Origin of the sequence: Streptomyces sp. NPDC014995 (assembly GCF_043080745.1) — a bacterium.
Taxonomy (GTDB): Bacteria; Actinomycetota; Actinomycetes; order Streptomycetales; family Streptomycetaceae; genus Streptomyces.
Genome location: NZ_JBIBVX010000005.1, coordinates 408,736 through 426,058, shown reverse-complemented (window position 1 = coordinate 426,058; position 17,323 = coordinate 408,736). Strand labels below are relative to the sequence as shown.

Below are 17,323 nucleotides of genomic sequence, written 5' to 3'. Positions count from 1 at the left end.
ATGCCGACGGCCCGGTTTCGGAGGCACCATTGCGTCGCGGATCTTCTGCTGTAGCCTCAAAGTGCGATTTGACCTGTCGGGCGATTAGAGGACGAGGCAGGGAATGGAGACTCGCGTACTGCTTGTTCAGCAAGGAGTCTGGGGGAATTCCGCGGCCTCCATGCCGCTGGCGATCGGCTACCTGAAGGCCTACGCCGAGGCCGATGAGCGCATTCGGCGTCGTATGGACATCTCCATCAGGAACTATCCCGGCGACGTCGGCCTGAACGCCATGGCCCGGGACCTGGTGCGGGACGGCTGTCCCGACATCCTCTGCTTCTCCGTCCTCGGCTGGAACTACCGCTCCTTCGGCACCCTCGCGGAGACGTTCAAGCAGATGAACCCGCAGGGCTGGGTCATCTTCGGCGGCAACCACGTCGCCCACCAGGCCGAGCGGGTCTTCCGTATGTTCCCGCAGGTCGACGTGGTGGTGAACGGCGAGGGCGAACTGATCTTCCGGGACCTGATGAACGGCTACCTCGACGGCGCCCACCGGGGCGAACTCCACGAGATCAGCGGCATCTCCTTCCGGGAGCCCGACGGAAACCTGGTCACCACTCCCGAGCGCGAGCGTATTCAGGATCTCGAGATCCTGCCGTCCCCCATTCTCACGGGAGCGGTACCGCTCGTCGACGAAAAGGGTCGTTTCCGCTACGACTACGCGCTCATGGAGACCAACCGCGGATGTCCGTACAAGTGTGCCTTCTGTTATTGGGGAGGTGCCACCGGGCAGAAGATGCGGGCGTTCTCCCGGGAGCGGCTGCGCGAGGAACTGGAGCTGCTGGGGCGGAACGGCGCGGAAATCCTCATGCTCGCCGACTCTAATTTCGGACTCCTGCGGCAGGACGAGGAATTCCTCGACGACCTGCTCCGGGTGCGCAGCAAATACGGGTTCCCGAAGAGACTCGAAACCTCCTGGGCCAAGAACAAGTCTCCCGGCTTCTACCGCATCATGGAGAAGATGAAGCAGTCCGGGATGCACAGCGCCTTCATCCTCGCCCTCCAGACGATGGATGACTCCGTGCTGGATCTCATGCGCCGTCGGAACATGAAGCTGAACGACTGGGAAAGTCTCGTCGCCTGGCTGACCGACCACGGCATCACCCCGTATCTCGAGCTGATATGGGGAGCGCCCGGCGAGACGGTCGCCTCGTTCCTGGACGGTTATGACCGGGCGGCACAGCACACGCCGTTCATCGCCGTCCACCCGCTGATGCTGCTGCCGAACACCGAATACCACGACAAGCGGGAGCAGCACGGACTGGTGACCGTCCGCGGCGAGCAGGACGACTTCGACTACGTGCTCGCCCACAAGACCATGACACTCGCGGACAACGAGCGCATGCTCCGCTTCATCTGCTGGAACCGGGTTCTGGCCCGGAGCCTGTTCCTGCACAACATCTGGGTCGCGCTGCGCGAACTCGCGGGCGTCCCCCAGTCACGCGTGCTGCTCAGCTTCTCCGACTGGATCGAGAAGAGCGACGATCCCGAGGCCAGGGAACTGCACTCGGTCGCCAGGCCGACGAGCTCCGCCAGCGAACTCGTCGACCCGAACGTCTGGCGGCTGCTCACCAAGCGGCTGCTGAAGCAGTGGTGGGAGGAGGCCATGCGCCCCGGCCTGCCCGAGCACCTGCTGCCGGTCCTCGACGAGGTGTTCCGCTACGACCTGCTGTGCCAGCCCGTCCGGATGCTGCCCGACGGCTCGGGTCCCGAGGAGGACCTCCCGGTCGTCACGAAGTACGGCGAACGCTGGTACCTGCGCAGCGACGCGGAATTCACCCACCCCGTGCCCCGGCTGATCGCCGCGCTCCGGCGCGGGGAGACGGTGAGCACGGAGCCGGAGCGCCACACCGCGGACTTCTACTACCGGACCGAGTTCGGTGGTGACCTCCAGCACTACTTCCGCATGGACCGCTTCCGCGGGCTGACCGAGCAGCAGCTCGAAGAACAGTTCACCAAGGTTTGACCGAGATACTTCACCACGGGAGACAAGAGACGATGGACCGCGCCGGGCTCATTCGGGAACTCCACGAGATCGCAGCGGGTATGACCAAGGGTGATCACCGGCAGGCGCCAGGGGAGGGCGACGCCAGCCTCGTGGAGCGTTACGGGTTCAGCTCCCTCGACGCCCTGGAATACCTGCTGATCCTCGAGGAGAAGTTCGATGTCGTCTTCGAGGACGAGGACCTGACGGAGGAGACGCTCTTCTCCATCGAGGGCCTCGCCACCTACATCCTCGAGCAGAGGGCCGGCGAGAGCCGCTCCCTGACGTGACGGCCATGACGCCGGCGGCCGCGCGGCCGGGTGGAGCGCCCGACGACGTGGCGGTCAGTGTGGTCGTGCCGACCCGTGACCGGACCACGCGCCTGCTGCTCACCCTGACGGCCCTGGGACACCAGACCCTGGACCGTGAGCGGTTCGAGGTCGTCCTCGTCGACGACGCACCGGAGCGGGGGGCGGTGGCACAGGTGCTGTCGGCCCTTCCCGGCGGCCTGCCGATCCGGTCGGCCGCCACGGGCGGACGGGGCGCCGCCCGCGCGCGCAACACCGGGGCCCGGCTGGCGCGCGGGGAGGTCCTGCTCTTCCTCGACGACGACACCGTGGCCACGCCGGGACTGCTGGAGGCGCACCTCGCGGCCCACCGGGGCGCCGATGCCGCCGTCGTGCACGGCGCCGTCACCGATCTGTCCGCGTTCTCGCTGACGCCCGAGCCCCAGCCGCTGCGGACGGCCCTGACCGGTGCCCGCGGCCGCACGATGGATCCCGGCACCGTCGCCGACCTCGACTCCGCCGTCCCCCTGTTCGGACCGCGCCGCTCGTTCATCGAGCGGACCGCCCGCAAGGTGACGCAGTCGCCCGAGTACGCGCCGCTGCGCTGGCTGACCTGCATCGGCACGAGCACCAGCGTCCGGCGCGCGGTGTTCGACGAGGTCGAAGGCTTCGACGAGCACTACGGACAGCTGTGGGGCGGCGAGGACCTCGAACTAGGGCTGCGGCTCTCCGCGTCGGGCGCCACGTTCGCCCTGCTCGACGAGACCGCGTACCACCTGCCGACGGCGCGCCGGGACACCGGGGACCTCCTGCCCAGGTTCTGGCGGCTGGTCGCCGACCGGCACGGCGACCCGCGCCTCGCGGACGTGGGCCCCTTCCTCGCCGGCCGGCTCTCCCTGGACGAGCTGGCCGGGCGGCTCGGTCCCGCCGACCACGCCCTCGCACCCGGAACGGCGGTGTCATGACGCACCCGAAGGCGGCCACGGTGATCGTGGGCGGTACGGCCCCGCAGACGCTGGACGGCCTCCGCTCCCGGCCGGAGCTGTCCGTCCTCGCCGCCGGCCAGTCGCTGGCCGCCGCCTTCGTCGACGTGCTGTCCGCGGCGCTGGACCGTCTGCCCGCCTCCCGGCGGACCGGCGCGCCCGTGGTCATGGCGGCCACGGACTACTGCGTCTCGACCACCTCCCAGTACGTCAGCCGGTGCGCGGAGGCGGAGGCGGGGGGCCGCAGGCTGCGGCCGTCCGAGGCCATGACCCCGGAGCCGGCGCAGCTGATCCAGGAGCTGGCGGAGGCCGGCGGCTGGAACGGGCCCGGTTACGTGCTGATCAGCCCGCGTGCGGCCACCTTGCAGGCGGTGCGCTGGGCGTGGGGCGCGATCTCCGCGGGGCTGCACGAGGCGATGGTCGTGTGCGAGGTCGTGCGCGCCGCGCACGGCGACGGATACCGGGTGGCGGCCGTCCCCGTGACCGCCGCCGCGGACGCCCGCGCGTCCCGCACCGGTGACACCGGCCGGACCGCCGGATCGTCGGTGGTCGTCTCCGGCACCGGCCTGGTCACCGCCTTCGGCGACGGGGGGACCGCGTTCTGGCAGGGCCTGCTGGACGGCAGACGGGGTCTGTCCGAGCTGACCCGCTTCGACGCGTCCCGCTTCCGCAGCAGGACCGTGGGCCAGACGCAGGTGGAGGCGCCGCCCGGAGGCCCGACGCGGCGCGCGCTGCTCGACCGGGCGCGCTCCGAGGCGCTGCGGGAGGCCGGACTCGACGAACTGCCGGGCCGGACCCTGCTGGTGTCCGCCGGGGTGGTCCCGCACCTCCCGCAGGTCAGCGACGCGCCCCGGATCGACGAGATCGCCCTGGAACCCGACTGGGACGGGGACGGATCGGGCGTCGCCCCGCCGGACGCGGTGCTGATGGCGCACGCCTGCGCGTCGGGCGCCTTCGGGCTGGCCATGGCACGCGAGTGGCTGCTGTGCGGGCTGGCCGACACGGCCGTCGTCACCGGGGTGTCCTCCCTCAACGCGTACGACTACGCCTGCCTCGACGTGCTGCGCGCGACGAGTACGACCGCCGCCCGCCCGTTCGACGAGGACCGCTCCGGCGTCACCGTCGGGGAGGGCGCCGGGGTGATCGTGCTGGAGACCGCCGAGCGCGTGGCGGCACGCGGGCAGGCCCCCCTGGCGACGCTCAGCGGGATCTCCTGCCGGGTGGCGGGCCAGGGCATCAGCCGGCTCAACGCGCACATCGGCGCCGCGTGCATGCGGGACGCGCTGGCCATGGCCGGGCTCACCACCGTCGACTACGTCCACGGCCACGCCCCCGGCACCCGGCAGGGCGACGAGGCCGAACTGCTGGCGCTGGACGAGATCGGCGCCGAGCACGACTGGCGGGGTGTCCCGGTCAGTTCGTACAAGGGGGCGGCCGGCCATCTGCTGCACGCCTCGGTCTTCCCCGGCGTCGTGGCGGCGGTCCGGGCCCTGCGTCATCAGGTGCTCCCGGGAACCCCCGGGCTGCGCAAGCCCCTCGACGCGCGGCACGTGCGGGTGCTGCGCGATCCGGAGCCCTGTGACGGGATTCGTTCCGTGCTGGTGAACAACTTCGGGTTCGGCGGCAACAACGCCGCGTTCCTCCTGACGGGGGGCGCGGCCGGGCGCATGGAGTGGAGTACGGATGGCTGACGCGGTGCTGATGACACCACGGGAGATCCTCACCGGATTCTCCAGTGTCAACAACCAGAACGTCCTGATCAACGACGAGGAATACCTCCGCCTGGACCCGGCGATGCGTCTCTTCTACGAGAAGGTCCGGGAGAACCTGGGGGTGGCCTGCATCGCCGGTCACCTGAGGTCGTGCGGTTACTCGGTCCGCGCGCTGAATCTGCACGGGCGCAATCCCAGCGACGAGGTGATCACCGATCTGATCCGGCGTGAGCGGCCGAAGTTCGTCGGTATCAGCATCATGTACGACCTGCACATCGTGGACGCGGTGCGGTTGCTGCGCTGTGTCCGTGAGGCCGATCCGTCGGTCTTCGTCGCGATCGGCGGGGCCTTCTGCACGTACAACGCCAAGCTCATAGCCGAGCGCATCCCGGAGGCCGACTGTGTGGCGTTCGGTGAGGGCGAGCTGACGGTGGAAGGCCTGATGGAGTGTCTGGCGGCGGGGCGTGACTGGCGTGGGGTGCCGGGGCTGTGGTTCTGGCAGGACGGCCGGGTCCGCAGCAGCGGCCCGCCCAAGCTCCCCGACCTCACCAAGGAACCGTGGCCGGCCCGCGACCTGCTGGTCCACCACCGCAAGAACGGCATCCCCACGCCGGTGGCCTCGACGTACACCAGCCGCGGCTGCCACGCCAAGTGCACGTTCTGCTACGTGCCCCGGCAGCCCGGAGTGGTGGACGGCCCCTGGCGGGTACGGCCGGTGGAGGACGCGGTGGACGAGATCGAGTACCTCCAGCGGGAGTTCGGCACCCGGTTCCTGTGGTTCAACGACGACAACTTCGGCGGCGCCTTCCAGGACGGCTACCACCACGCCGTCGGCTTCGCCGAGGAGATCCTCCGCCGCGATCTGGAGATCTCCTTCCACTGCGAGTTCCGCGTCGACACCGGCCTCATCGACCGGGAGGCGCTGCAGACCCTGCGCCGGGCGGGCATGGCCTCCGCTCTGCTCGGCATGGAGACCGGCGCCCCCGGGATGGCCAAACGGTTCCGCAAGGGAACCATGGTGGAGTACAACTTCGACGCCGCCCGCCTGTTCAAACAGGAGGGCATCGAGCTCGAACCCGGCTGGATCATGGTCGAACCGGGGACGACCCTCGACGAGCTGTGGGAGAACCTGAAGTTCATCGTGGCCGCGGACATCGCCGTCAGCGAGAACCCGTTCTCCTTCATCAGCCGCGCCATCGCGCTGCGCGGCACGGAGATGTACGACAAGATCGCCGAACCGACTCCTCCGGAACTCCCGGGCGTGGAGGGGCCGGCCAGGGACGTCCTGATGGAGGCCCGCCGGGAGTACCGGATCCCGGACCAGCGGGTCGAGGACGTGTGGGAGGCCTGGAGCAAGGTCAGCGCGGAGGTCGCCGACCGCAAGGAAGAGCTGCCCTTCGTCGCCCAGATCATCGTCGACGCCACCAGGGCGCGCCGGTCCCGGGGGGAGCAGGGTCTGCGCCCGCTGCTGAGCCGGCTGCGCGGCTGGGTCGAGGGCCTGCCGGACCTGCTGGTCGCCTTCCTCAACGTCGGACTGCTGCTCGCGGACGAGAACCCGCCCCGGCTCGCCGAGCGACTCGAGGCGGAACTGCGCACGCTGGTCGACGCCTACGACCGCAAGGTCCTGGGCGAGCCCTACCCGGTGTTCCTCGAGGAGACCAAGAGGCTGTGCGGCGAAGAGGCCATGGCCGGCTGACCCGGTCGGTGTCGGAACGCGCACGTGAAGACGAGAAAGGAGACCGGTCATGGCGGATGTGGTCCTGCTGACCCCCCGGGAGATCCCCACCGGCGCCGCGAGCCTGAACAACCAGAACGTCCTGATCAACGACGAGGAGTACCTGTCGCTGGACCCGGCGATGAGGCTGTTCTACAAACGGGTCCGGGAGAACCTGGGGGTGGCCTGCATCGCCGGTCACCTGAGGTCGTGCGGTTACTCCGTGCGGGCGCTGAACCTGCACGGGCGCAATCCCAGCGACGAGGCGATCATCGACCTGATCCGGCGTGAGCGGCCGAAGTTCGTCGGTATCAGCATCATGTACGACCTGCACATCGTGGACGCGGTGCGGTTGCTGCGCTGTGTCCGTGAGGCCGATCCGTCGGTCTTCGTCGCGATCGGCGGGGCCTTCTGCACGTACAACGCCAAGCTCATAGCCGAGCGCATCCCGGAGGCCGACTGTGTGGCGTTCGGTGAGGGCGAGCTGACGGTGGAAGGCCTGATGGAGTGTCTGGCCGCGGGGCGTGACTGGCGTGGGGTGCCGGGGCTGTGGTTCTGGCAGGACGGCCGGGTCCGCAGCAGCGGCCCGCCCAAGCTCCCCGACCTCGCCAACGAACCGTGGCCGGCCCGCGACCTGCTGGTCCACCACCGCAAGAACGGCATCCCCACACCGCGCGCCTCGACGTACACCAGCCGCGGCTGCCACGCCAAGTGCACCTTCTGCTACGCGCCGCGGCAGCCCGGAGTGGTGGACGGCCCCTGGCGGGTACGGCCGGTGGAGGACGCGGTCGACGAGATCGAGTACCTGCAAAGGGAGTTCGGCACCCGGTTCCTGTGGTTCAACGACGACAACTTCGGCGGCGCCTTCCAGGACGGCTACCACCACGCCGTCGGCTTCGCCGAGGAGATCCTCCGCCGCGATCTGAAGATCACCTTCCACTGCGAGTTCCGTGTCGACACCGGCCTCATCGACCGGGAGGCCCTGCGCACCCTGCGCCGGGCCGGCATGGACCTGGCGCTCCTCGGCATGGAGACCGGCTCGCCCGGCATGATGAAGCGGTTCCGCAAGGGAACCACCGTGGAGTACAACTTCGACGCCGCCCGCCTGTTCAAGCAGGAGGGCATCGAGCTCGAACCCGGCTGGATCATGATCGAGCCGGGGACGACCCTCGACGAGCTGTGGGAGAACCTGAAGTTCATCGTGGCCGCCCGGGTGCACGAGAGCGAGAACCCGTTCTTCCTGATCAACCGGGCCATCGCGCTGCGCGGAACCGAGATCTACGACAAGGCCACGCGGTACGAGGAGCCCGACATCCCCGGAGTGGAGGGCGCCGCCTGGGAGGTGCTGCGGCACGCCCGCCGCGACTACCGCGTCGAGGACGAGCGCGTCGAACACCTGTGGACGGCCTGGAGCCGGGTCTCCTCGGAGATCAACGACCGCAAGGAGAACGAGGTCCCGTTCCTCGCGCAGAGCATCGCGGACGCCGTCCGTGCCCGGCGCGGCACCGGAGCCGAGTCCCTGCGCCCGCTGCTGGGCCGGCTGCGCCGGTGGGACCAGGGGCTCGCCGGGCTGCTGATCGCCTTCCTCAACGCGGGGCTGCTGCTCGCGGACGAGAACCCGCCGGGGCTCGCCGACCGGCTGGAGACCGAACTGCGCGCCATGATCACCGAGTACGACCGCGAACACCTCGGCCACACCTTCCCGGACTTCGTCGTCGAGACGGCGAAGGCGTGCGGCGAGCACGCCCTCGCCCAGGTGAGGGGCTGATCGATGACCCGCGAGAGGATCCGGTTCGCGGCCGTGGGCTGCGGCAGGGTGTTCCAGCGCTACCACCTGCCCTGCGCCGACGAGCGGGACGCCATGGAACTGGTAGGTCTGGTGGACACCGACGTCGAGCGGGCCCGGGCGCTGGTCGCGGACCGTCCGGGGGTGTGGACCGGCACCTCCGTCGACCGGCTCATCCAGGAGACACGGCCGGACGTGATCAGCGTCTGCACGCCCAACGACGCCCACGCCGAGCCGGTGCTGGCGGCGCTGGACGCCGGCATCGCGGTGCTGTGCGAGAAACCCCTCGCCGCCACGGTGGAGGAGGCGCGGCGGATGGCGGCCCATCCGGCGGCCGAGAAGCTGCTGGGCGTGAACATGCCCTTCCGCTTCCATCCGCTGCTGGAGGCGTTCGCCGACGTGGCGCGGCCCGGCGCGCAGCGCGTCGAGTTCTCCTTCGCCACCCCCGGCAACAGGGTGTGGCGGGCCTGCACGCCCTGGTACGGCGACGCACGGCGGGCCGGCGGCGGCGCGCTCCTGGATCTGGGGCCGCACGCCCTGGATCTGCTCATGACGGTCTTCGGGCGACCGGAGGTGGCGGCGTGCGAGGTGGACGCGCCGGACGTCGAGGAGCGCGTCCGGCTGGACCTGTCGTTCCAGGACGTGCCGGCGACGCTGCGCATCGACCGGGCCGCGCGCAGACTGGAGACGTCGGTCACCGTCACCACCGCGGACGGCGACCACGTCCTGGACCTGCGCCGCAACGAACTGCGCCGGGCGGACGGCACGGTCGAGACGGCCGGACGGGGACCCGAACTCGCCGCGATCTCCGCGTACTTCGACCTGGTGACCGGCGCTGCCACCCCGTACCCGAAGGTGAGCGCCCAGGAGGCCCTGGAGGTCCAGCTCGTGGTGGAGTCGGCCTACCGGCACGCCAGGGGCGCGACGGCTCCCCTGACGCAGGGCCGGTGACGGAGGGTCATCCGAGGAAGCTGGCCACTTCGGCGCAGAAGCGCTCGGGTTCGGTGCGATGCACGTAGTGGCCCGCGTCGATGGCCAGCAGCCGTCCCCGGGGCACCCTCTCGGCGACCTCGGCCAGCAGGGAGCGGGGGACCGGGCTGGACAGCCCGCCGCTGATCACCAGCGTCTCGGCGGTGACCTCCGCGAGCCGCCGCCACCACCCGGGGTCCGCCTTGCGGAGACCGTCGATGACGGGGCGCACCGCGGCGCTGTCCAGCTCTCCCGTCCGCCGCAGCTCGCGGAACTCCTGGTACAGGGAGATGACGCGTGCCTGGCCGTCGGCCGGCCCCGACCGCGCCCGCAGTTCCGCCTCCGCCGCCGCGTCCCGCGGCGGCGGAGGCGTGTCCTCGATCACCAGCCTGCGGACCCTGGAGGGGTGGCGCTGGGCGACGAGCCAGGCGACATGACCGCCCATGGAATGCCCGACCAGGTCGACCGGGCCCAGCCGGTGACGGTCCAACAGGGACATCACGTCCCGGTACATCAGCTCGAAGGTGTACGCGTCGGCCCGGGGGCTTCCTCCGTGTCCGCGCAGGTCCGGTACGAACAACCGGCGTCCCGCGGCGCTCAGCACGGCAACCAGCCGGTCCCAGCTCCGTCCGGTGTTCCCCAGCGCGTGGAGCAGGACCACCGGTCTCCCCGCCGGATCACCGGTGATCCGGCAGTCCAGCGTCAACGGTGCCTCGCTCGCCCCACCCCGGCCCGGCGTCTGATCCACGTCACGCAGCACGTCGCGATGCTATCCGCCGGGGGCCGTGACAGACAGAGGAGATCCACGCCATGTCGACGCCGATGACGTCCGCCCCGCACGTCGTGATCCACCTCGCGACCGCCGCCGTCACCGCCCCGCACGGTCCTGACGAGCAGCACGGGGCCGGGCGCGCGGCGGCCGCGGGCGCGCTGCGGCGGGCCGGGAGCACGCAGGTGGAGGTGGGCCGGCGGTCCGACGGGGCGCCGGTGTTCCCGGCGGGGTTCGTCGGCTCGATCGCTCACACCCGGCGCCTCGCCGTCGCCGCCGTGTGCCGGGCCGGAGAGGCCCGGGGCATCGGCGTCGACCTGGAGACGGACACCGTGCGGGAGCGCCTGCACCGCATCCTCTTGCGGGACGAGGAGCGCGAGACCCTCTGGACGCCCGCCGACGCCCCCACGCTGCGGGGGCTCTTCGTCGCCAAGGAGGCCGCCTTCAAGGCGTTCTCGGCGTGCGAGGAGCGGGTGGCGCGGACGTTCTGGCGGGTCCGGCTGGAACGGCCGGTGTCCGGGGCCGACGGGCTGCTGGCCCGGGCCGGCGACGAACGCGCGTGGGTGCGGGTACGGGCGGACGCCGACAGCGCCTGGGCGGTGGCCGTACTGCTGGAGCGGGACCGGGCCTCGCGGGCGGACTCCGGTCGGCCGGGCTGACGGCCCGGCCGACCGATCCGTCCCGCCGTCCCGTCAGGAGCGTGAACTGGTCACGAGGTAGTCCACGATGGCCGAGACCGTCTGCTGGTGCCAGACCAGATTGGCCGGCAGTTTGCGTTCCAGCAGCCGTTCCAGACGGCGGCGGATGACGATCGCCATCACGGAGTCCAGCCCCGTCTTCAGCAGCGACCGGTCCGGGTCGAGCTCCGCCGGATCCAGCTTCATCTCGCTGACGATGACGGAGACCGTCTGCTCGTGCAGCAGAGCACGCAGCGCGTCCTCGGACAGCTCCGCGTGCCGGCCGGCCCCGGCCGCCGTCCCCTCCTGCGCCGACGCCGCCGGTTCGTCGTCGGCGAGGTCGCGCAGCAGACCCGTACGGCGCGCTCCGGCCGGGAGCGGCACGGTGCGCAGCACCGCGAGGGAGGCGGCGCCGACCCGACTGGCGTGGTCCCAGGCGCCGAACGCCTCGGGCGCCGTGATGTCCCCGACACCGTGCGCCTGGAGCTCGGCGTCCACCGCCGCGTTGGCCGCCATGCCCATACCCCGCCAGGACGTCCACGCCAGACTCATGCTGCCGACGGCGCCCCGGGTGTGGTCGTACGCGGCCATGGCGTCGAGGAACGCGTTGGCCGACGCGTAGGCGGCCTGGCCGGTGAGGCCCAGGAACTGCCCGCACGACGAGAAGTGCACCAGGAAGTCGAGGGTCCCCGGCGGGAACAGCCGATGGAGGGTCAGGGCGCCACCCGCCTTCGGCCGCATCACCGCCGCCAGCGCGTCGGCGTCGAGCCGGTCGACCAGCTGGTCCTCCAGCACGCCGGCGGCGTGCACGACCCCGCGGATCGGGGGCATGCCCAGCGCGTCCGGGGTCAGCGCGGCGGCCGCCGCATCGGCGTCGGACAGGTCGAGGGACAGCACCCGTACGGTCGCCCCGAGGGCTTCGAGCCTGCGGACGGTCTCCACCCGGCGCGCCTGGACCCCGTCGGTGACCAAGTCCCACCGCGACCGGGGCGGCAGGCCACCGCGTCCGGCCAGTACGAGGCGCCGTGCTCCCCGCTCCACCAGCCACCGGGCGATTTCGCCGCCCAGGGTGCCCAGACCGCCCGTGACGAGATACGTGCCGTCCTGCCGGCACCGCAGCGGGGCGCGGTCCGCACCCGCACCGGACGGGACCAGCCGGCTCGCCCAGGCCGCGCCCTCACGGATCGCGACGACGTCCTCGCCCGGGTTCCCGGCGATGACGCCCAGCGCGGTGACGAGGTCGTCCCGCGTGGGCCGCCGGCCGAGATCGAGCGTGCCGCCCCACAGTTCCGGGTGTTCACCCCCGACGACCCGGCCGAGACCCCACCGGGCCGCCTGAGCGACCGCCTCCAGCCGGTCCGCCTCGCGGACGCCGGAGGTCAGCGACCACAGCCGCGCCGTACCGGGCGGCCACGCGCCGAGCCGCCGCGCCGCCCACGCGAGCTGCCACGCCTCCCGCACGGCGCGGTCGGCGGCATCCTCCCGCGCCGGCTCCCGCGCCGACGGCGGCAGGATCACGTCGACGGGGCCGGGCACCCGGTCGCGCAGGTCGTCGAGACCGTCCGGATCCTCCGCCGACAGGCACGGGATCCCCGCGTCGTCGGCCGCGGCCCGCAGTGCCGCCGTCAGCTCCCCGTCCGCGCCGACCAGCACCAGGGGCCGGGCCGGGCGGGGGACTGCGGGGCCGTCGAGGGGGAGGGGCTTCCAGTCCAGCCGGAACAGCAGGTCCTCGGGTGCGCCCGGACGCGCCTCGACCTCGGCGCCCGCGTACCGGACCCCGGCCAGCACGGCCACGGTCCGCCCGTCCTCCGCCGCGATCCGCACATCCACCGTGCCGTGGGCGTCGGTGACCGGGCCGTCGACGCGCGCCTCGACGCGGGCGCGGGACGGGGGCTCGCCCGTGGTCCACACCCGGCCCACGCCGGCCACCACCCGCAGGGCGGCGGGTCCGGGGAAGGCGACGGCCGCCATGGACAGCGCGGCGTCGAACAGCGGGGCCCATGTCGTCGGGGCCGACGCCGGCTCGTCGATCGCGACGACGTCGGCGCGCAGCCCGTCCCGCAGCCGCTCCAGACGGTCCACGCGCCACGGGAAGGCCATGCTCGGCACGCCGACCGAGGCGAGGTCGGCGACGATCCGGTCCGGGGGAAGCACCGTCCCCGGCCCGGCGTCCGCGGGCGGTAGGGGCGGTGGCGAGGCGTCGTCGGACACGGAGGCCACCGCGTGGGTCAGCCACGACTGCCCGTCCGCGCCCGGACGGTCCGCGCCCGGCTCGTCCGGCTCGTCCGGGTCGGCGGTCCTGGACAGCAGGCGGACCGCCGCGTCCTGCGCGATCACGTCGACGTCCCGGGCCGTGGACAGGGTCAGCGGCAGATCGAACGACACGTCGGCGAGGCCGTACGGCCGCCCGCCCCGCCCCGCCGCGTCCAGGAACGTCTGGAGGACGACGGCCGCCGGGATGATCTCCACGCCGTGGATGGCGTGGCTGCCCGGATACGGCCGGGACTCCAGGTCGACGCGGGTGCGCCAGAGGTCCAGCGGGGTGGTGCCGGCCAGGGTGGTGCGCGGCCCCAGCACGGTGCGGCTCGTCGTGTCGTGCCGTCCGCGGTCGGCCCGCCGGACCGGCAGGTCGCGCCAGTACCGCTGGCGCCGCCAGCTGCGGACCGGGAGCGACAGGGGCCGCGTGCCCGGCTCCGCGGGCCAGTCGAGGTCGACCCCGTGGCAGTACAGCAGCCCCGCGTTCGCCAGCAGGTGCTCCCGCCCGCCGGTGTCACGGCGCAGGGACGCGGCGACACAGTGCCGGTCGGCCCCGACCGTGTCCAGCGTCTCCTGGACGGAGTGCCGCACCACCGGATGCGCCGACACCTCCAGGAAGGTCCTGAACCCGTCCTCGGCCGCCGCGGTCACGGCGCCGGACAGCCGCACCGGGTTGCGCAGATTGGCCGCCCAGTAGGCGCCGTCGCGGACGGTGGCGTCGCGCGGGTCGGCCAGCGCGGTGCTGTAGACGGGGATACGGGAGGCGTTGACGGTGAGGTCGGCAGCGGCCTCGGCGAGCTCCTTCATCAGGGGCTCCATCTGCGGGCTGTGGAAGGCCACGTCACTGTCGACCCGGCGCACCAGCAGCGACGCGTCCGCGGCCAGCTCCCGGGCGAGGGCGTCGATCTCCGCCACCGCGCCGGCCACCACGGTCGTCGTGGGCGAGGCGATGACCGCCGGCACCACGCCGTCGGCGCCGCCCAGCCGGGCGGCGGCCTCGTCGGCGGGCAGGCCGATCATCAGCATGCCGCCCGCGCCGGCCACCCGCCGCAGCAGGACGCTGCGCCGGCACACCAGCCGGGCGCCGTCCTCCAGCGACAGGATCCCGGCCGTCGCGGCGGCCGCGATCTCCCCCATCGAGTGGCCGATGACGGCCGTGGGGGTGATCCCGAGCGACCGCCAGACGGCCACCAGGCCCATCTGGACGGCGTAGATCATCGTCTGGGCGACGTCCACACGGGTGACGTCCCCGTCCTCGATCAGCTGCCGGGCCGTCGTGCCGAACTCCTCGGCGAAGACCGGCCCGATCCGGTCGATCACCTCGGCGAACACGGCGTCCGTGGCCAGCAGTTCGCGGCCCATGCCCGTCCACTGGGCGCCGGTTCCGGAGAAGACCCACACCACTCCGTCCCGGCCCTCGTCCGCCACCGTTCCCTCGGCGACGCCGGGCGCGGTCTCACCCGCGGCGAAGCGGCGCAGCCCGCTCGCCAGCTCCCCGTGGTCGGCGGCGACGACGGCGACCCGGCGGTCCAGGTGGCTGCGCCGGGTCCCGAGGTCCGTTGCGAGGGAGGCGAGCGGCACGCCCGCGCCCGGTCCGTCCAGCCAGTCGGCGAGCCGGGCGGCGTCCTGCCGGACGGCTGCCGCGGACCGGCCCGAGAGGGGGAACAGACGGGGCGTGGCAGGGTGATCCGCGGACGCGGCGGACGGCTCGTGCCGTGCCGGTGCCTTTGCCGGGATCGCCGGTGCCTCCTCCAGGACGACGTGGGCGATGGTGCCGCCGTAGCCGAAGCTGGAGACACCCGCCCGGCGAGGTCGGTCCCCACGGCGCCACGGAGTGCGCTCCTTCGTCACCCGCAGCCGTGACTCCCCCCAGGGAATGCGCGGGTTGGGGGTGGAGAAGTGCACGCTGGGCGGGATCTCCTCGTGGACGAGCGCGAGGATCGTCTTGATCATCCCGGCGATCCCCGAGCCGGCCTCCAGGTGCCCGATGTTGCCCTTGACCGAGCCGATGAGGCAGGGGTCGTCCTCGGGCCGGCCGGCGCCGAAGACGGCGGCGAGCGCACCGGCCTCCAGCGGGTCGCCCGCGACCGTCCCGGTGCCGTGCGCCTCCACGTAGTCGACGGTGTCCGGGGCGATGCCGCACTGCGCGTACGTCCGGCGCAGCAGGTCCGCCTGCGCCTCGCCGTTGGGCGCCATGATGCCGGCGGTGCGGCCGTCCTGGCTCACCCCGCTGCCGCGGATCACCGCCAGGACGCGGTCCCCCGCCCGCTCGGCGTCCGACAGGCGCTTGAGGACGAGGACGCCCGCCCCCTCGCCCCGGCCGTAGCCGTCCGCGGAGGCGTCGAACGGCTTGCTGTGACCGTCCGGCGAGGTGGCGCCCGCCCGGGCCAGGGTGACCGACAGGCCGGGCGCGACCATGAGGTTCACCCCCGCGGCCAGCGCCACGTCGGACTCCCCGGAGAGCAGGCTCCGGCAGGCCAGGTGCACACCGACCAGGGAGGCGGAGCACGCGGTGTCCACGGCGAGGCTGGGGCCGCGCAGGTCGAGGCTGTGCGAGATGCGGTTCGCGGTGGCGCACAGGGCCGCGCCGATGCCGGTCCAGGGCTCGATCCGGGCGAGGTCCTCCAGCAGCCGGCGCCCGTAGTCGTCCGAACCGACGCCCACGAAGACGCCGCAGTCGCTGCCCCCCAGGCCGAGGGGTGGGATGCCCGCGTGTTCCAGGGCCTCCCACGCCAGCTCCAGCAGCAACCGCTGCTGAGGGTCCATCAGCTCGGCCTCGCGCGGCGCGATCCCGAAGAACTCCGCGTCGAAACCGGCGATGTCGGCGAGGAAGCCGCCACGGGTCGGGGTGTCCCGTACGACGGCCGCGTGCTCGTGCCCGGTGTCCGCGTACGGCGCCCAGCGCTCCGCTCCGTCGCCGATGCCGTCCCGGCCCTGGACGAGGAGGTCCCAGAAGGCCTCGGGGGAGTCGGCGTCACCGGGGAACCGGCAGCTCAGCCCCACGACGGCGATGGGCTCCCCGGGCCCGCCGGCCCCGGGCCCACCGGCTTCTCCCCGCGCGGCCACCGGGCTCGTCACACCTGGCTCCCTTCCGCGCCCGTGGCGCGCCAGACGGGCGGCTCCAGCACCGTGACCACCGCCGCGGTGATCATGAGTCCGGGTCCGGCGCTCAGCAGCAGGAGGTGGTCGCCGGCGTTCACCTGCCCGTCCTCGACGAGGTGGTTGAGTTGCAGCCCGACGTCGGCGGCGCCCGCGTGGCCCACGTCGCGGAAGAAGTCGACGGCGCCCAGCGACGCGTCCAGGCCCATCGGCCGCAGATGGCTGTCCAGGAAGTCCGTGGTGGCCGCGCCCAGGTGGAGCACCTTCGACAGGTCCGACACGGTGATGCCGGCCTCGCCCGTCACCTGCTCGACCAGCTTCGCACCGCTCGCGCCGTACTCCTGGCCTATCTCGGACGCCTTCGGGCCCAGTTCCTCGACCATCGCCTCCAGGTGCTCGTTCATGTCGAGCGCGCGCCCGGTGGTGACCGCCGGGGGGAAGATCGGGTCGTGCCCGCGGTTGAGGATCTCGTACTGGGGCAGGGACACCGACTCGATGGAGCGCAGCGCGGCCCAGCCCGACCGCTTCGACAGGACGACCGCGGTGGCCGCGTCGGCGAGCACCGCGTCACGGTGGGCGAACCACCGGTCGACCGAGGGGGCGCCGAAGTTGTCCGCGCTGCTCACCACGGCGCCGGTGCGGGACGGCGCGCACAGCAGGTACTGGGTGGCCATCTCCAGGGCGGCGAGGAACGCGTTGCACCCCTGCTCCACCGTCAGTGCCGGAACCGGGGAGTTGAGGGTGGAGCGCAGGATGTAGTGCGGCGCCGACCAGCCGTCGGGGCCCTGGTGGTAGGCACAGGAGTGGACGAGGATGTCGATGTCGTCGGGGCCGAGGCCGGAGCGGTCCACCGCCTGCCGGACGGCCGCCACCGCCATGTCCGGCGCGGAGGTGCCGTCGGCCACGGCGACGTTCCGCCACCCGCAGGAGTCCATCCGCTCCTGGTCGTAGGAGCCGCGCCGGACCGCTTCCGCCACGCTCACCCTGGGCGGGATGAACGCTCCGGTCCCTGCCAGGAAGATGTTCTCTGTTCTCACTCTCACATGTC

11 protein-coding genes are annotated in these 17,323 nt (G+C 72.5%); 8 read left to right on the top strand and 3 right to left on the bottom strand.

The window, feature by feature from the left end:
• Window positions 1-103: 103 nt before the first annotated feature.
• The 7 genes from ACF1A1_RS13560 (at window position 104) to ACF1A1_RS13530 (ending at window position 9,456) form a co-directional block, all read left to right on the top strand.
• Window positions 104-2,005, top strand: a complete 1,902-nt coding sequence (locus ACF1A1_RS13560; RefSeq protein ID WP_391999581.1) for a KedN5 family methylcobalamin-dependent radical SAM C-methyltransferase — start codon at window positions 104-106, stop codon at window positions 2,003-2,005.
• A gap of 80 nt (window positions 2,006-2,085) precedes the next feature.
• The gene (locus tag ACF1A1_RS13555) at window positions 2,086-2,313 is read left to right on the top strand and encodes an acyl carrier protein (RefSeq protein WP_391999580.1); all 228 of its coding nucleotides are present in this window, start codon (window positions 2,086-2,088) and stop codon (window positions 2,311-2,313) included.
• A 47-nt stretch (window positions 2,314-2,360) separates the two neighbouring features.
• The gene (locus tag ACF1A1_RS13550; RefSeq protein WP_391999578.1) at window positions 2,361-3,275 is read left to right on the top strand and encodes a glycosyltransferase family 2 protein; all 915 of its coding nucleotides are present in this window, start codon (window positions 2,361-2,363) and stop codon (window positions 3,273-3,275) included.
• Window positions 3,272-4,984: a beta-ketoacyl synthase N-terminal-like domain-containing protein gene (locus ACF1A1_RS13545; RefSeq protein ID WP_391999577.1), complete on the top strand. Its 1,713-nt coding sequence runs from the start codon at window positions 3,272-3,274 to the stop codon at window positions 4,982-4,984. Before ACF1A1_RS13550 ends, ACF1A1_RS13545 begins: the two co-directional genes overlap by 4 nt.
• Entirely contained in the window at window positions 4,977-6,701 is a 1,725-nt protein-coding gene (locus ACF1A1_RS13540) for a B12-binding domain-containing radical SAM protein (RefSeq protein ID WP_391999576.1), read from the top strand. The genes ACF1A1_RS13545 and ACF1A1_RS13540 overlap by 8 nt, the downstream gene beginning before the upstream one ends.
• Window positions 6,702-6,750: 49 nt before the next feature.
• Complete coding sequence (locus tag ACF1A1_RS13535; RefSeq protein ID WP_391999574.1) at window positions 6,751-8,487, top strand: B12-binding domain-containing radical SAM protein; 1,737 nt, start codon at window positions 6,751-6,753, stop codon at window positions 8,485-8,487.
• 3 nt (window positions 8,488-8,490) lie between these two features.
• Window positions 8,491-9,456, top strand: a complete 966-nt coding sequence (locus ACF1A1_RS13530) for a Gfo/Idh/MocA family protein (protein WP_391999572.1) — start codon at window positions 8,491-8,493, stop codon at window positions 9,454-9,456.
• Between the two features lie 7 nt (window positions 9,457-9,463).
• Here the strand turns inward: ACF1A1_RS13530 and ACF1A1_RS13525 are convergent, their stop codons facing one another.
• The gene (locus tag ACF1A1_RS13525; protein WP_391999570.1) at window positions 9,464-10,234 is read right to left on the bottom strand and encodes an alpha/beta fold hydrolase; all 771 of its coding nucleotides are present in this window, start codon (window positions 10,232-10,234) and stop codon (window positions 9,464-9,466) included.
• A gap of 50 nt (window positions 10,235-10,284) precedes the next feature.
• On the opposite strand from ACF1A1_RS13525, the gene ACF1A1_RS13520 reads away from it, so the two are divergent.
• A complete protein-coding gene (locus ACF1A1_RS13520) occupies window positions 10,285-10,902 on the top strand; it encodes a 4'-phosphopantetheinyl transferase superfamily protein (RefSeq protein WP_391999568.1) in 618 nt (205 codons plus the stop codon).
• Between the two features lie 33 nt (window positions 10,903-10,935).
• On the opposite strand, the gene ACF1A1_RS13515 is transcribed toward ACF1A1_RS13520, so the two are convergent.
• Both ACF1A1_RS13515 and ACF1A1_RS13510 read right to left on the bottom strand, forming a co-directional pair.
• Window positions 10,936-16,254, bottom strand: a complete 5,319-nt coding sequence (locus ACF1A1_RS13515; protein WP_391999566.1) for a beta-ketoacyl synthase N-terminal-like domain-containing protein — start codon at window positions 16,252-16,254, stop codon at window positions 10,936-10,938.
• Complete coding sequence (locus ACF1A1_RS13510) at window positions 16,251-17,312, bottom strand: ketoacyl-ACP synthase III family protein (RefSeq protein ID WP_391999564.1); 1,062 nt, start codon at window positions 17,310-17,312, stop codon at window positions 16,251-16,253. The genes ACF1A1_RS13515 and ACF1A1_RS13510 overlap by 4 nt, the downstream gene beginning before the upstream one ends.
• Between the last annotated feature and the right edge of the window lie 11 nt (window positions 17,313-17,323).

Coding starts and splice junctions, on each gene's coding strand:
- ACF1A1_RS13535 (WP_391999574.1), top strand. CDS start 6,751: ATGGCGGATGTGGTCCTGCTGACCCCCCGGGAGATCCCCACCGGCGCC.
- ACF1A1_RS13520 (WP_391999568.1), top strand. CDS start 10,285: ATGTCGACGCCGATGACGTCCGCCCCGCACGTCGTGATCCACCTCGCG.
- ACF1A1_RS13530 (WP_391999572.1), top strand. CDS start 8,491: ATGACCCGCGAGAGGATCCGGTTCGCGGCCGTGGGCTGCGGCAGGGTG.
- ACF1A1_RS13545 (WP_391999577.1), top strand. CDS start 3,272: ATGACGCACCCGAAGGCGGCCACGGTGATCGTGGGCGGTACGGCCCCG.
- ACF1A1_RS13555 (WP_391999580.1), top strand. CDS start 2,086: ATGACCAAGGGTGATCACCGGCAGGCGCCAGGGGAGGGCGACGCCAGC.
- ACF1A1_RS13540 (WP_391999576.1), top strand. CDS start 4,977: ATGGCTGACGCGGTGCTGATGACACCACGGGAGATCCTCACCGGATTC.
- ACF1A1_RS13560 (WP_391999581.1), top strand. CDS start 104: ATGGAGACTCGCGTACTGCTTGTTCAGCAAGGAGTCTGGGGGAATTCC.